This window comes from Levilactobacillus yiduensis (genome assembly GCF_024718525.1).
GTDB classification, from domain to species: domain Bacteria; phylum Bacillota; class Bacilli; order Lactobacillales; family Lactobacillaceae; genus Levilactobacillus; species Levilactobacillus yiduensis.
In genome coordinates this window covers 84,485-98,764 of the sequence record NZ_JAMXAZ010000002.1, presented here as the reverse complement: position 1 = coordinate 98,764, position 14,280 = coordinate 84,485, and the positions used below count along the sequence as shown (strand labels likewise).

14 protein-coding genes are annotated in these 14,280 nt (G+C 52.1%); all 14 read left to right on the top strand.

All coding sequences use genetic code 11. The annotated features are described in order from the left end of the window. Positions 1-137: 137 nt before the first annotated feature. The gene (gene mraZ, locus NGM66_RS02030; RefSeq protein WP_208909372.1) at positions 138-569 is read left to right on the top strand and encodes a division/cell wall cluster transcriptional repressor MraZ; all 432 of its coding nucleotides are present in this window, start codon (positions 138-140) and stop codon (positions 567-569) included. 21 nt (positions 570-590) lie between these two features. After that, entirely contained in the window at positions 591-1,535 is a 945-nt protein-coding gene (gene rsmH / locus NGM66_RS02025) for a 16S rRNA (cytosine(1402)-N(4))-methyltransferase RsmH (RefSeq protein ID WP_208909373.1), read from the top strand. Between the two features lie 35 nt (positions 1,536-1,570). After that, entirely contained in the window at positions 1,571-1,972 is a 402-nt protein-coding gene (ftsL, locus tag NGM66_RS02020) for a cell division protein FtsL (protein WP_208909374.1), read from the top strand. Next, complete coding sequence (locus NGM66_RS02015; RefSeq protein ID WP_258115348.1) at positions 1,972-4,131, top strand: penicillin-binding transpeptidase domain-containing protein; 2,160 nt, start codon at positions 1,972-1,974, stop codon at positions 4,129-4,131. Before ftsL ends, NGM66_RS02015 begins: the two co-directional genes overlap by 1 nt. A 21-nt stretch (positions 4,132-4,152) precedes the next feature. Continuing rightward, positions 4,153-5,124 carry a phospho-N-acetylmuramoyl-pentapeptide-transferase gene (mraY, locus tag NGM66_RS02010; RefSeq protein WP_208909376.1) on the top strand — a complete coding sequence of 324 codons (972 nt, stop codon included), beginning with the start codon at positions 4,153-4,155 and terminating at the stop codon, positions 5,122-5,124. Positions 5,125-5,728: 604 nt separating this feature from the next. Then, positions 5,729-7,108 (top strand): UDP-N-acetylmuramoyl-L-alanine--D-glutamate ligase, encoded by a 1,380-nt coding sequence (murD, locus tag NGM66_RS02005; RefSeq protein ID WP_208909377.1) that lies wholly within the window; start codon positions 5,729-5,731, stop codon positions 7,106-7,108. Continuing rightward, positions 7,108-8,205, top strand: coding sequence for an undecaprenyldiphospho-muramoylpentapeptide beta-N-acetylglucosaminyltransferase (gene murG, locus NGM66_RS02000; protein WP_208909378.1), 1,098 nt, complete (start codon positions 7,108-7,110; stop codon positions 8,203-8,205). The genes murD and murG overlap by 1 nt, the downstream gene beginning before the upstream one ends. 44 nt (positions 8,206-8,249) lie before the next feature. Further along, on the top strand, positions 8,250-9,110 hold the full coding sequence (locus tag NGM66_RS01995; protein WP_208909379.1) for a cell division protein FtsQ/DivIB: 861 nt from the start codon (positions 8,250-8,252) through the stop codon (positions 9,108-9,110). A 142-nt stretch (positions 9,111-9,252) separates the two neighbouring features. Beyond that, complete coding sequence (gene ftsA / locus NGM66_RS01990) at positions 9,253-10,581, top strand: cell division protein FtsA (protein WP_208909380.1); 1,329 nt, start codon at positions 9,253-9,255, stop codon at positions 10,579-10,581. 22 nt (positions 10,582-10,603) lie between these two features. Then, positions 10,604-11,869, top strand: coding sequence for a cell division protein FtsZ (ftsZ, locus tag NGM66_RS01985; RefSeq protein WP_208909381.1), 1,266 nt, complete (start codon positions 10,604-10,606; stop codon positions 11,867-11,869). 42 nt (positions 11,870-11,911) lie between these two features. After that, complete coding sequence (locus tag NGM66_RS01980; protein ID WP_208909382.1) at positions 11,912-12,349, top strand: cell division protein SepF; 438 nt, start codon at positions 11,912-11,914, stop codon at positions 12,347-12,349. A gap of 30 nt (positions 12,350-12,379) precedes the next feature. Continuing rightward, entirely contained in the window at positions 12,380-12,643 is a 264-nt protein-coding gene (locus tag NGM66_RS01975) for a YggT family protein (RefSeq protein ID WP_308706622.1), read from the top strand. A gap of 19 nt (positions 12,644-12,662) precedes the next feature. Continuing rightward, positions 12,663-13,442: a YlmH family RNA-binding protein gene (locus tag NGM66_RS01970; protein WP_208909383.1), complete on the top strand. Its 780-nt coding sequence runs from the start codon at positions 12,663-12,665 to the stop codon at positions 13,440-13,442. 19 nt (positions 13,443-13,461) lie between these two features. Further along, complete coding sequence (locus NGM66_RS01965) at positions 13,462-14,169, top strand: DivIVA domain-containing protein (RefSeq protein ID WP_208909384.1); 708 nt, start codon at positions 13,462-13,464, stop codon at positions 14,167-14,169. Positions 14,170-14,280 lie beyond the last annotated feature (111 nt).

Sequence of the window (14,280 nt, the reverse complement as noted above, 5' to 3'; positions counted from 1 at the left end):
CTAAGCCACGGTGAACACCTGTTCGCCGTGGCTTTTTTAACATTTGTGGGGAAATTTATAAAAATTCGGAAACGTTGTGGTAGAAAGTGGGGGGGTGTGGTAAACTTGGTGATAGTTACAAATGGGAGTGATTGGCTATGTTTATGGGCGAGTTTGAGCATTCGATTGACACCAAAGGCCGGCTGATTATTCCCGCCAAATTTCGTGAGCAACTGGGCGAACAATTTGTCGTGACCCGGGGCATGGATGGGTGTTTATTCGGTTATCCCATGACTGAGTGGGAAACGCTGCAAGACAAGCTCAAAGCCTTGCCAGTCAACCGTAAAGACGCCCGGGCCTTCGTCCGCTTTTTCTACTCCGCGGCAACCGAGTGTGAGCTAGACAAGCAGGGCCGCATCAACTTACCCAAGTCACTGCGCGACCACGCAGCGTTGACCAAACAATGTGTGATCGTCGGGGTGGCCAATCGCTTTGAAATTTGGAGTGCTGATCGGTGGAACGATTTCTCCACCAAGGCAGAAGAAGATTTCGACGATATTGCTGAGAATCTCATTGATTTTGGCATGTAGCGCTAAGAAAGGAGAGTGTTTATGGAAGACTTTCATCACGTAACGGTTTTACTCAAAGAAGCGGTGGCAGGATTAGCCATTCAGCCAACGGGCACCTATGTTGACTGCACTCTCGGTGGCGGCGGTCATAGCCAACGCATTCTCGAGCAATTAACGACCGGTCACCTGTACGCCTTTGACCAAGATCAAACGGCCATTACTTATAATCAAGAACACTTAAAAAAATACATCGACGAAGGTAAGTTAACCTTTGTCAAGAGCAATTTCAGAGATATTCAAGCACAACTCAATCAGCGGGGGATCACCGCGGTTGACGGCATCTTGTATGATCTGGGCGTTTCCTCTCCCCAATTTGACGAGGCGGACCGGGGCTTTAGCTACCAGCACGACGCACCGTTAGATATGCGGATGGATCAAAGCCAAAAGCTCACGGCGTGGATCGTGGTCAACGAATGGGAATTTAACGATCTTATGCGCATCTTCCATCGTTACGGCGAAGAGAAGTTTGCGAAGCCAATTGCCAGAGCCATTGAACGTCACCGGGCCGAAGCACCTATTGATACGACCGGCCAACTGGTCGAAATCATCAAAGAGGGTATTCCAGCGGCGGCTAGACGACACGGGGGTCACCCCGCTAAGAAGGTCTTTCAGGCCATTCGGATCGCCGTTAACGATGAGCTAGGGGCGTTAGAAGATTCTCTGGAACAAGCCGTGAAATTACTCGACTTACACGGCCGCATCAGTGTCATCACCTTCCAATCCTTAGAGGACCGGTTGGTGAAGACCATGTTCCGGGAACAATCCTCGCTGCCTGAACTGCCACAGGGCCTTCCTGTGATTCCGGATAACTTGCAACCTGATTTTCAGCTAGTCAATCGCAAGCCTATTTCACCATCTGAAGAAGAACTTGCGGTGAATCACCGCGCACACAGCGCAAAATTACGAATTTTAGAGAAAATTAAATAAATCAAATAAATATCGACATAGGAAGATGATTATTTATGGCGCAGAATAATTTAGCTGAAGCGGTTCCGCTAACCCCGGAACCCCAACAACGCCCAAACATAGAACAGCCGCAACGTCAGGCGCAGCCGCAGCTTAATCCGCAGCAGCACCCGAACAGCCACAAGTTGCCGGTTTCTAAATTCGAAAAGTGTCTCTTAACCGCATGCGGCTTAGTCTTGGCCGTCATGATGGTGTGTGTCGTGTCGTCTAAAATTGCGTTGACTAACGCGCAGCACAGCTTGCAAAGCGTCAATAGTCAAGTCACCACGGTGCAAAATCACAACACCAATGACCAGCAACAGATTAATGAGTTGCAGAGTCGCAGTCGACTTGATAAAATTGCTAAAAAGCAAGGCTTGAGTTTAGAAAATGCCAGAATAAGGAATGTAAACAAATAATGAAAGATTCCCACGAGCGTCAAACGATGAATAAGCAACCGAACAGAAACCGCAAGAGTCTTGGCCGGTTTCTGTTTTACGCTATCTGCCTGTTGTTTATCTTTATCGTTTGCCGCTTTTCGTATATCGCCATTGGTAAGAGCGTGCAAAATGTCAATTTGAGTTCTCAGGCACAAAAATTGTATACGGCGAACGAGACGCTCAAGGCCAAGCGGGGCACCATTTACGATGCCAATGGCCAGGCGATTGCTGAGGATACCAGTGTGTATTCCTTGTACGTGGTCCTGGATAAGCGGCAGGTCGGGTTAAACGGCCAGAAGCTTTACGCCACCAACAAGGGCAAAATTGCGACCGTTCTGGCAAAGTACCTGCCCATCAGCCGTAAACAGGCGCTCAAGACGTTGAACCCCAGTAAGAAGAACACGTTCCAAGTGGAATTTGGGACGGCGGGGCAAAACATTTCGTTGACCACGAAGCAGCAGATTCAAAAGGCCCATTTGAACGGGGTCAATTTTATTCAACAAGAAGCGCGGCTCTATCCCAACGGTATCTTTGCCTCTCATCTAGTCGGCCTGGCCGAATCCAAGACCAACAAGGCTGGGGAGACGTCATTGATTGGCACGATGGGGCTGGAACAAGCGTTTAACAAGCAACTGACCGGGACGAACGGTTCCCAGAAGATCAAAAAAGACATGTACGGGTACCAGTTGCCGGGCACCAAGCAGAAATACAAGAAGGCCAAGAACGGCGACAACGTGTACACCACGCTAGATACGCGCCTCCAGACCTTGTTGGAAACGGAAATGAGCAGTGTCCAAGACCAAGTCAAGGCCAATTCCATGAACGCCGTCTTGATGAATGCCAAGACCGGGGCGATTCTCGCCGCGACCCAACGGCCGACGTTCAATGCGTCGACCAAGGCTGGGCTGGGGCAAATCTGGCGTAATACGCTGGTCCAAGACGCCTACGAGCCGGGGTCGACCATGAAGATCTTCACCCTGGCATCGTCCATCGACAGTGGCAACTACAACGGTAATGCCACGTATCAATCCGGGCGCTACACGATTGGGACGCAAACGGTACCCGATTGGAACACGTCTGGGTGGGGGACGATTACCTACAACAAGGGATTTGCCCTCTCCAGTAACGTGGCCATGGCCCATTTGGAACAACAGATGGGAGCCAAAACCTGGAAAAAATACATTGACCGATTCCGCTTCTTGAAGAGCACCCATTCGGGTCTGCCGGGTGAATTGACCGGGAGTATTGCCTTTAAGCGGCCGATCGAACAGGCCGACACGTCGTTTGGTCAAGGGATTCAGGTCACGTTCTTCCAGATGCTCCAGGCGTTGACCGCCGTCAGCAATAATGGGAAAATGATGAAGCCTTACGTGATTAGTAAGGTCGTTGACCCGAATACCAATAAGACCGTTGCCAAGTACAATCCCAAGACCGTGGGGACCCCCATTTCGGCCAAAACGGCTAAAGCGGTTCGCAAACATATGGAAGATGTCGTCTACAAGAGTTATGGTATTGGGGGCGACTATAAAATGAGTGGCGAACGCGTGGCCGTGAAGACCGGGACCGCCCAAGTCAGCAACGGGAGCGGCTACCTCTCTGGCGACGACAGTTATCTCTATTCCGTCGCGGCCATGGTTCCCGCAAGCAATCCCAAGTACGTGATGTACATCACCATGAAGCAACCGCATCTGGGCAGTAAGACCGCCACGCAACTGTTGGCATCGATCATGAAACCCGTCATGGCGCGGGCGCTGCAAGAAGATGCTGAGACCAAGAACACCACGAGCGCCAAGATGCCGGCAGTGACCGGCAAGACCACGACGAGCGCCGCCAGTGCACTGACCAAGGCGGGCGCGACCGTGACCACGTTGGGTTCCGGCAGTAAGGTGTTAAGTCAGTCCGTGAAGACGGGAACGTCCCTGTATCAGGGCCAACGCGTCTTCTTGAAGACCGGCGGAGTTGTCGCTTTGCCAAGTTTAACCGGCTGGTCTAAGGGTGATGTGGTAAAATTAGCACAGTTAGAAGGTTTGAAACTGACGGTATCCGGCGACGGGTACGTCACGAAGCAAAGCGTCAAGGCCGGCACTACCGTCGGATCGGGCGCTGGGCTAACGGTAACCTTGAAACAAAATAAATGAGAATGAGGATTGAGAGAGACAATGATGAATGTACTGTTGCCACTGTTGGGTGGATTTATAATTACGGCGGCCTTTATGCCGTCACTGATCCGGTATTTCCGGGCGCGGCACGAAGGGCAAATGATTCGTGAAGAAGGGCCCACGTGGCACGAAAAGAAATCGGGAACCCCGACCATGGGTGGTCTCCTGTTCATTATTGCCATCGTGATCATGACCTTGGTCACCAGCTGGGCGTTAGCGCCACACCACGTCTTATCAACCACGTGGATTCTGCTCTTTATCCTGGTCCTATACGGGGCCTTAGGGATGTGGGACGACAGTATCAAGCTGTTTCACCGGCAAAATGAAGGACTGAAGGCCTGGCAAAAATTGCTGGGTCAAATCGTGGGGGCGTTGATCCTCTTTTGGGTCTACACCCACGAACAGTTGCCCATGGAATTACACGTTCCCGGGCTCGGCAACTGGCATATGAGTGCCTGGTACGCCATCTTCGTCATTATTTGGTTAGTTGGGTTCAGTAATGCCGTAAACCTCTCCGATGGCTTAGACGGCCTGGTAAGTGGCTTAGCCAGCATCTCTTTCTTGGCATACGGCATCGTGGCCTGGCAACAACACCAGATGAACATTGCTCTATTCTGTTTTGCCGTAGTCGGCAGTCTCCTCGGCTTTCTCATTTTTAATCACAAACCAGCCAAAATCTTCATGGGTGACACCGGCTCACTAGCATTAGGTGGTGCCTTGGCCGCAGTCTCAATTCTGTTGCATCATGAATTGTCCCTGCTGTGGATCGGTTTGGTCTTTGTGATCGAGACGGCGAGTGTTATTTTGCAAGTTGCCTCATTCAAACTGACCGGAAAGCGTATCTTCCTGATGAGTCCGATTCACCATCACTTCGAAATGAAGGGCTGGAGCGAATGGAAGATTGATTTCACTTTCTGGGGCGTGGGCTTGGTTACCGCGTTGACCGGTGTATGGGCAATCTTGGCAAAATAGCGTCTGACGACTAATGGGCTAACTGGCTCATTAGCGCTGGTTAGCCCATTTTTTGTCTTAGCGTGGGCTAAATTTTTTGCCTGCGGCTGCCAGGGGTTCCGCCTGCTCTGGGGAACGCCTTCAGCCTGAGAAGCGGTCTTCCGACACAGCTGGCTCCACCCCTGGCAGCCTCCGGCGGATTTAGTGTGTTAAGGCAGAATGGTTGTCAGCGGGTGTCCACAGTTATGAGTCCGGTTGGTCTCGCTACACAGTCCGTGCTGGTGCCTTACCGTTCGCTAGAGATGCGTTGGAACGCTGAGGGCGACGGCTTGAGCCGAAGAGCGGTCTCAAGCCGCAATTTGGTGCCGGTAGACCGCGTTTTCAAATTGGTGCAGCACTATCTGGGATGACGACACCATTCAGGTTTTGTCTAGTTGCCAGGCCATTGGTTTCGGTTATGCTGGATGTGATTGGCTAATGTCAATCTGCTGATTGATTGCTGCTGTCGCAACCGGACAACTGACCTACCACAGTAAGTGGCCAGTAAAACGTTGTGCCGCAGTAGACATGATTATCAAAAAAATTAAATCGATGAATCAAAGAGAATGGAGAGCGAGCGGTTATTATGAAACAAATCACGACGTATCAAGACAAAAAAGTGCTGGTCTTGGGATTGGCGAAAAGCGGGGTCAATGCAGCTCATTTATTGAAGCGTCTAGGCGCGCAGGTGACCGTCAGTGATGTCAAACCGTTGGCTGAAAACCCGGATGCACAAGCGCTGAAGGATGCCGGTTTCAACGTCATCACGGGTGAACAAACGGCCGATCTATTGGATCCCGGCTATGACTATATCGTGAAGAACCCCGGTATCTTTTACGACGTGCCCGTGGTCAAACGGGCCTTAGCCGAAAAGATTCCGGTCATTGGGGAAATGGAACTGGTCGGCGAGGTAGCCGATGCCGAACTGATTGCCGTCACCGGGAGCAACGGGAAGACCACGACCACTACGATGATCCAAAAGATGGTCGACCATGATCGGCAAGCGGGCAAGGCCGTTTACGCCGGCAACATTGGGATTCCCGCCAGCAAGGTGGTCCAAGAGGTCACTCCAGACGACACTTTGGTCCTGGAAGTCTCCAGCTTCATGCTGGTTGAGACGACCGAATTTCATCCCCACATCGCCGTTTTGACCAACATCTTCTCCAACCATTTGGACTATCACAAGACGCGGGCTAACTACGTCGCAGCCAAGATGAAGATCACGGCGAACCAAACGGCCGATGACTATTTCGTCGTCAACTTTGATAGTCAAGAATGGCGTGATTTGAGTCAAAATACCAAGGCCCAAGTCGTCCCATTCTCTCGTCAAGACCAATCCGAAGACGGGGCCTACGAGAAGGACGGCATTCTGTACTTTAAGCAAGAAAAAATCATGCCGGCCAGCGAGATCAAGGTACCTGGCGACCACAACGTGGAAAACGCCTTGGCAGCGATTGCCGTGGCGAAGATCAAGGGTGTCAGCACGGCAGCCATCGTGGCGGTTCTCAGAACCTTTGGTGGGGTACGGCACCGGACACAGTTCGTCCTAGAAGCCGAAGGACGGCAATACTACAATGATTCGAAGGCAACCGACATGGAAGCCACGGAAATGGCGTTAAAGGGCTTCAAGGCCCCAGTCGTTCTGTTAGCCGGTGGGTTAGACCGGGGGTATACTTTTGAAAAGATGATTCCGTCCTTTAAAGCCCACGTCAAGGCCATCATCTTGTTTGGTCAGACAGCTAAGTTGCTGGAAGACACGGCCAAGCAAGCCGGCATCAAGACCATCGAACTGACCGATAACGTGGAAACGGCGGTCCCATTGGCTTACAAGCTGAGTGATCCCGGTGACATCGTGCTCTTATCACCAGCCAATGCCAGTTGGGACCAATACCCGAACTTTGAGGTTCGTGGCGACCGGTTCATCAAGGCTGTTGAACAGTTGACTGGGAAACAGGAGGAAAAATAATGCGATTAATGGTATCGGGGGGCGGTACCGGGGGCCATATTTACCCGGCACTCGCGCTCATCAAAGCGTTGAAGAAGCGAGAACCGGATTCCGCTATTATGTACGTGGGGTCTGAACGGGGGCTGGAAAGCAGCATTGTGCCAGCCAAAGGCATCCCCTTTCAAGCAACCCGGATTCAAGGGTTTAAACGGTCCTTATCGCTGGAAAATTTTAAAACGATCTATCTCTTCTTGAAGAGTGTGCACGCGGCCAAGAAAATGATTCGGCAATTCAAACCGGACGTGGTCGTGGGAACTGGGGGCTACGTGTCTGGGGCCGTGGTCTACGCCGCAGCGCGCTTGCACGTGCCAACCTTGATTCACGAACAAAATAGTGTGGTCGGCGTGACGAACCGCTTCTTGAGCCGTTACGTGGACCGCATCGCCTACGTCTTTGACGCGGCACTGGATCAGTTACCAGCAACCAAGATGGTCAAGACGGGGAATCCCCGGGCCCAAGAGGCTGCCGAGATCGTCAGTCATTTTAGCTGGACCGAATATGGTCTCAAAGATGACGTGCCGACCCTGCTGATCTTCGGGGGCTCTCAAGGGGCATTGAAGATCAACGCCGCTACGGTGGCCGCGATTCCCGAATTTAATCAACGCAAGTACCAGGTCGTCTTCGTCACCGGTCAGAAACGCTACGACGGCGTCATGGCCGAACTGAAAGACGTCACGGTGGCGGACAATGTGGTTATTAAGCCCTACATCAGCAACATGCCAGAAGTGCTACCCAAGGTCGCCGCAATCGTCGGTCGGGCTGGGGCCACGAGCTTAGCGGAAATCACGGCCGATGGGATTCCGTCGATTCTGATTCCTAGCCCGTACGTGACGGCCAATCACCAAATGAAAAACGCGCAGTCCCTGGCTACGGTTGGTGCAGCGGAGATCATCACTGAGGAAAACCTGAGTGGCGCGACCTTGATGCGCAAGGCGGACCAGTTGATGAACGACGACGCCTTACGTCAAGACATGGCAGCGGCTTCTAAGCAATTGGGTGTGCCTGACGCGGCTGACCGCGTGCTTGACGTGGTCGAATCCTTAAAGCAGACGAAGTAGTCTGTTAAGTACCCGAAAAAATAGTGGATGGGAGGTGGGCGGCTGTGAAGTTTCGCTTGAACCGTAATGAATCAAAGCAACAGCAGCATGCCTTGACCCCCTGGGAAGAATACCAGGAACAGGCCGAGGAGAAGCGCAAGCAAGCCAAGACGCCCAAGTGGATCCACAAGGCTCAGCGAATTGGCGACAAGCTGCCGCGGCTGAAGCATCAGCGTAACCGGAAGCTGATTCGCCGATTAACGATCCTGTTGACGAGCTTTACCGTGGTCATCCTAGCGATGGTCTACCTGGTCTCGCCACTGAGTCACTTCCCGACGGTCAAAGTCACGGGCACAGCGGCGTTATCGGCCAAGCAGGTCCAGCAAGCGGCCCACATTCACGCGGGCGATTCCGTGTTCAAGGTGTTGGGTCACGAGCAACGTTTGGCCCAGCGTGCACGCAAACGCAATACGCGGCTCAAGAACGTTCAGATCACCCTGCGGCGGCCCAATCACGTGACGATTCACGTCAAGGAATTTGCGACCGCGGGTTACGTGATGAAGCAAAACCGCTATTATGAAGTCTTGGAAAATGGTGTGGTGAGCCAGCAGTCCGTGACGCAACCCAAGAGTGGGACGCCGGTTTACGGCCACTTCAAGCATGCCAAGACGCTGCACCGCATGATTTTGCAGTATGCGCAACTGAATGGCGACATCAAGCGCAGCATCAGTGAGATTCAAGATGCCCCGACCAAAGACAACCCGGATCGGGTTCATCTATTCATGAACGATGGCAACGAAGTCTACGCCAGCATTGCGAGTTTTGCCAAGAAAATGGCTTATTACCCGGGAATTGCGGCTAAGATGAAACAAAAGGGTGTTGTCAATTTGGAAGTGGGCGCTTACTCGTATGCCTTCAAGAAATGATTTCATTTTGATTGCAGCGAATAAAAAGCGTCATAAAGGCTTTTTTAACCCCTAGCAAATGTGGTAAACTGTAAAATAATTAGGGAAAAAGCGAATTCATGCAGTGTTATTAGATTGATTAACTTAGGAGGTTCCTTTTTCTATGGATAATTCAGGGATGTACGTTGGTCTCGATATAGGAACCACCTCAATAAAAGTCATTGTTGCTGAGAATGTTAAAGGGCAGATGAACGTTATTGGCGTGGGAAACGAACGTTCGAACGGTGTCAGCCGCGGGGTAATCGTGGATATTGACAAAGCCGCTGAAGCAATTCAACGGGCCGTCCGGCAAGCCGAAGAGAAGGCCAGCATCGAAATTCACGATGTGATTGTGGGAATTCCCGCAAATATGTTAAAAATTGAACCTTGCAGTGGCATGATTGCCATTGATGACCAGTCCCGCGAGATCACCGGCCGTGACGTGCGTAACGTCGCGACGGCAGCCTTGATTCAAAGCCTGCCGCCAGAACGGGAAGTCGTTGACATCTTGTCCGATGAGTTCGTCGTTGACGGGTTTGACGGCATCAAGGATCCACGCGGCATGGTCGGTGTCCGATTAGAGTTGCACGGGACCTTGTTTACCGGACCCAAGACGATTATGCACAACACCCGCAAAGCCGTGGAACAAGCCGGCTTGAAGTTACGGGGCACGGTCATCAACCCGATGGCCCAAGGCATGATGGTCATGAACGATGGGGAACAAGACTTTGGGACGATCCTGATCGACCTGGGCGGTGGCCAATCCACCGCTGCCGTTATTCATGACCACCAACTGAAATACATTGATGTGGATCAAGAGGGCGGTCAGTTTATCACCAAGGATATTTCCGTGGTCCTAAACACCTCACTGGACAGTGCTGAGAAGCTGAAGCGCGATTACGGTTACGCTGATTCGACGCAGGCCAGTGATGAAGATGAGTTCCCGGTTGACGTGGTTGGGCAAAGCCAACCGACGCCAGTGTCTGAAAAATACTTAGCGGAGATCATTGAGGCCCGTTTGGACCAGATCTTCAAACACCTCCGGGCCAACCTGGATAAGGTGCAAGCCTTAGAGCTTCCCGGTGGTATCGTCTTAACTGGTGGGGTCGCCGCCTTGCCAGGCATCACCGATTTGGCGACCGACGAATTTAACACAAACGTTCGGGTTTACGTGCCAGATCAAATGGGGTTGCGTCATCCGTCCTTTACGCTGGCGCTGGCCTTAGTGAAATACTTTGGGGGGCTGAGTGAGATCGACCTGCTCATCAAGAGTGCCTTGACGGGCTCCACCCAACTAGCCGATGAAACCGATGAGATTCGCCAACGTGAACAGGCCGCTGAAGCTGAGCAGACCGCACCAGCGCAATCAAATCAGGGTAAGCAACCGAAACCAAAAAAGAAGAAAAATCGGACTGAAGGTATCAAGAAGTTCTTCAGCGACTTCTTCGACTAACGCGAGATGGAGGAATACACAAATGGAATACTCACTAGATTCTGCTCAAAATAACGGCGCAATCATTAAGGTGATTGGTGTCGGTGGCGGGGGTAACAACGCCGTCAACCGGATGATCGCCGAAGACGTCAAGGGTGTCGAATTTATCGTGGCCAACACGGATGTGCAGGCCCTCGAAGCCTCAAAAGCCGAAACCAAGATTCAACTTGGGCCGAAATTGACCAAGGGACTTGGCGCGGGTGCCAACCCAGAAGTTGGGGCCAAGGCCGCTGAAGAAAGCGAAGAACAGATCACCGAAGCCTTACAAGGCGCCGACATGGTCTTCGTCACTGCCGGCATGGGCGGTGGTACCGGGAACGGTGCTGCGCCAATCGTGGCTAAGATCGCCAAAGAAGGCGGTGCGTTAACGGTGGGTGTTGTGACCCGGCCATTTAGTTTTGAAGGCCCACGGCGGGGTCGTTTCGCCGCTGAAGGGGTCGCCGCAATGAAGGAAAACGTGGACACGTTGATCGTCATTGCCAACAACCGTTTGTTAGAAATCGTGGACAAGAAGACCCCAATGATGGAAGCCTTCCAAGAAGCCGACAACGTGTTACGTCAAGGGGTCCAAGGGATCTCTGACTTGATCACAAGTCCTGGTTACGTTAACTTGGACTTTGCCGACGTGAAGACGGTCATGAAAGACCAAGGGGCGGCTTTGATGGGGATTGGCTCTGCCAACGGCGAAAACCGCACGGAAGATGCCACCAAGAAGGCCATCTCTTCACCACTGCTGGAAGTGTCTATCGATGGTGCCGAACAAGTGCTGTTGAACATCACCGGTGGTCCAGACCTGTCCTTATTTGAAGCTCAAGCGGCTTCTCAAATCGTTTCCGATGCTGCGACGAGCGACGTGAACATCATCTTTGGGACGTCGATCGACGAAGACCTGGGCGACGAAGTGCGGGTCACGGTAATTGCAACCGGGATCGACAAGAAGAAAGAAGAACGGGAAGCTGCCCAACACAGTCGCGTAGCGCGCCGTGCTGACAACCAACCAAGCCGCTCAACGGACAGTCGTAACGAGACCCCAACCCAAGAAAACGACAAGGATCCATTCGGCAACTGGGATATTCGCGAACCTGCGCACCGGCCAGAACCGAAGAGCACCAACAGCTCCAGCAATGAATTTGCCGGCGTTGACAAACCTGATTTCAACATCTTCAACCCTAGTGAACACGATACCTCTGCGGGGGACGATAACCAGGGTGAAGATACGCCACCATTCTTCAAACGGCGGCGCAAGTAATAGCAGCTCAGATAGAATTCGTGTTGAGAGGAGTGGCGTACCATGGCGGAGAAGTTTAGTCTAAGCAAATTTTTCGGAATGAACGACGAGTATGACGAAGACTATGAGGATGAGCCGAAAACGGCCCCCACAGCCCAGTCAACGCCAACTACCCCGAATCGGCCAGTTGATAGTCGAAAGGTGGTTGCCATGCGATCTGCAAAGCCAAGTACCAGTCATATCGCGATCTGCGAACCGCGAATCTATTCGGATGCCAAGTCGATTGCGAAACAAATTACCGGTGGGGACGCCGTCATCGTGAATTTTGCCCGGGTGGATGAAGCCCAGGCCCAACGCATCGTGGATTTCTTAAACGGAACCGCGTTTGCCGTGGGTGGCGAAATCAAACGGATCGGTGAACAGATCTTTCTCTGTACGCCCCACAACTTTGAGGTCAGCGGCGATGTCGCCGCTAACCTCGGGACTCAAGTCACACAATAAAGGAGCTTCGCAGTGATACAATTCATACTTTTGCTATTTAAAGTCCTGAACTGGGCCGTGAGCGCCTACATCCTGTTGATCGTGGTGTATGCCTTGCTCAGTTGGCTCCCTGGTGGCTATCAGTCTAAGTTTGGTCAAATCATTGGTCGGCTAGTTGAGCCGTTCCTCCGTTACTTTGAGTTTGTCTCGGTGGGACCGCTGGGCTTCGGGCCGGTGGTGGCCATTATCGTGCTCACGCTGGTCCAGTATGGACTATCGGCGTTAGAGCAAATGATTTTTGGCTTAATCTTATAAGGAAAAGGAGGGGAAGGAATTGGATGAGAATGTCCTACAACATTTTCGACCGGATGAGGCGCCCCTGATCGACGCTATCGGCGGCTGGATTCAACAAGTTCAAGACGAATATCGTCCCGTTCTCACTCATTTCTTGAACCCCCGGCAAGTGTACATCGCGACCACCTTAGCGCAACGGGCGGATCAGCACGTGCGCTTCAGTGGCGGTCACGAACACGCTGAAATGCAGCGGGCGTTATTTTACCCGGATTACTACGAACCGGTGCCGCAGGACTTTGAACTGACGGTACTTAAGGTCGATTACCCCGTAAAATTCGCGACGCTTCATCACAGTCAGATTTTAGGGACCTTGTTGGGTGCCGGCATTGAGCGAGAGATTCTCGGGGATATTTTGACCGATGGCACGAATTGGCAAGTCATCACCGAAGCGGGGATGGCGGACTATTTGGTCGGTCAAGTGGACCACATCGGCCGCGTCAAGGCTCGGCTACAGCCGGATACCTGGGATGATTTATTGGTGCCCATGAACGAGTGGGAGACTGAAGGGGCGACCTTGTCGTCACTGCGGTTAGACAATATCGTGGGAACCGGGTTTCATTTGTCACGACACCGCGCCAAGGAACTGATCGAAAGCGGCAAGGTCCGGTTGAACTGGGCGGAAACGCTGAAACCAGATTTTGAATTAGACGTCGCGGACATCGTCTCCGTCAGAGGCTTTGGCCGCATCCGGCTGGATGAAGTTGGCGGCCGAACCAAGAAAGAAAAGATTCGGGTCACCCTAGCGGTACTGCAGAAATAGATGTGGAGGGAACAGAGCAATGGTTTTAAGTCCATTAGACATTCATAATAAAGAGTTCGGTACCAAGATGCGCGGTTACAACGTTGACGAGGTCAATGATTTCTTAGATCAAGTGATCAAGGATTACCAAATCACGTTGAACCACAACAAGGAATTAGAGGAACAACTGGATGCGGCCAACGAAAAGCTCAAGTACTTTAACGACTTGAAGGATTCCTTGAACCAATCCATCTTAGTTGCGCAAGAGGCCGCCGATAAGGTCAAGGCCAACTCCCAAAAGGAATCGGAAATTATCATTCGCGAAGCCCAGAAGCAAAGCTCCGACATCGTTTCTGAAGCCACGAACAAGGGTAACCAGATCATGAATGAAGCCTCCAAGCGGGCCAAGAAGTTGGCCGTGGAGACCGATGACTTGAAGAAGAGCACCCGGGTCTTCCGCCAACGCTTACAAGTCATGTTGGAAAGCCAACTGGAAGTGGTCAAGTCCAACGACTGGGATAGCCTGTTGAAGGAAGGCTCAATGTCCAGCTACGAGGAAATCAAGAAGGTCGTTGGCGACCGGCTTGACAACGAAGGGGCTCAGGGCGTAAACTCAGAAGCATCCCAACCGGTTGAAGACACGCCGGTCGCGGAAGCCCCCGTCACAGATAGTGGGGACGACAATGGGGAAACCGTTGTGATTTTCCCGGACAATGACCAACCACAATTTGATAAAGACAAACAATAGGCACTGAGAAAGGCGCCTCACAAAAAGATGGTACTAGCGAGTTAGCGACGGTGGAAGGCTAACACCCGCTCTTTTTGTCTGGTATCACTTCTCCAAGCTCCACGGCTGAAT

Bases quoted from the DNA above. Each gene is read 5' to 3' on its own strand.
- ftsA (WP_208909380.1), top strand. From the start codon at position 9,253: ATGGATAATTCAGGGATGTACGTTGGTCTCGATATAGGAACCACCTCA.
- ftsL (WP_208909374.1), top strand. From the start codon at position 1,571: ATGGCGCAGAATAATTTAGCTGAAGCGGTTCCGCTAACCCCGGAACCC.
- NGM66_RS01980 (WP_208909382.1), top strand. From the start codon at position 11,912: ATGGCGGAGAAGTTTAGTCTAAGCAAATTTTTCGGAATGAACGACGAG.
- murD (WP_208909377.1), top strand. From the start codon at position 5,729: ATGAAACAAATCACGACGTATCAAGACAAAAAAGTGCTGGTCTTGGGA.
- murG (WP_208909378.1), top strand. From the start codon at position 7,108: ATGCGATTAATGGTATCGGGGGGCGGTACCGGGGGCCATATTTACCCG.
- NGM66_RS02015 (WP_258115348.1), top strand. From the start codon at position 1,972: ATGAAAGATTCCCACGAGCGTCAAACGATGAATAAGCAACCGAACAGA.
- rsmH (WP_208909373.1), top strand. From the start codon at position 591: ATGGAAGACTTTCATCACGTAACGGTTTTACTCAAAGAAGCGGTGGCA.
- NGM66_RS01965 (WP_208909384.1), top strand. From the start codon at position 13,462: ATGGTTTTAAGTCCATTAGACATTCATAATAAAGAGTTCGGTACCAAG.
- mraY (WP_208909376.1), top strand. From the start codon at position 4,153: ATGATGAATGTACTGTTGCCACTGTTGGGTGGATTTATAATTACGGCG.
- mraZ (WP_208909372.1), top strand. From the start codon at position 138: ATGTTTATGGGCGAGTTTGAGCATTCGATTGACACCAAAGGCCGGCTG.
- ftsZ (WP_208909381.1), top strand. From the start codon at position 10,604: ATGGAATACTCACTAGATTCTGCTCAAAATAACGGCGCAATCATTAAG.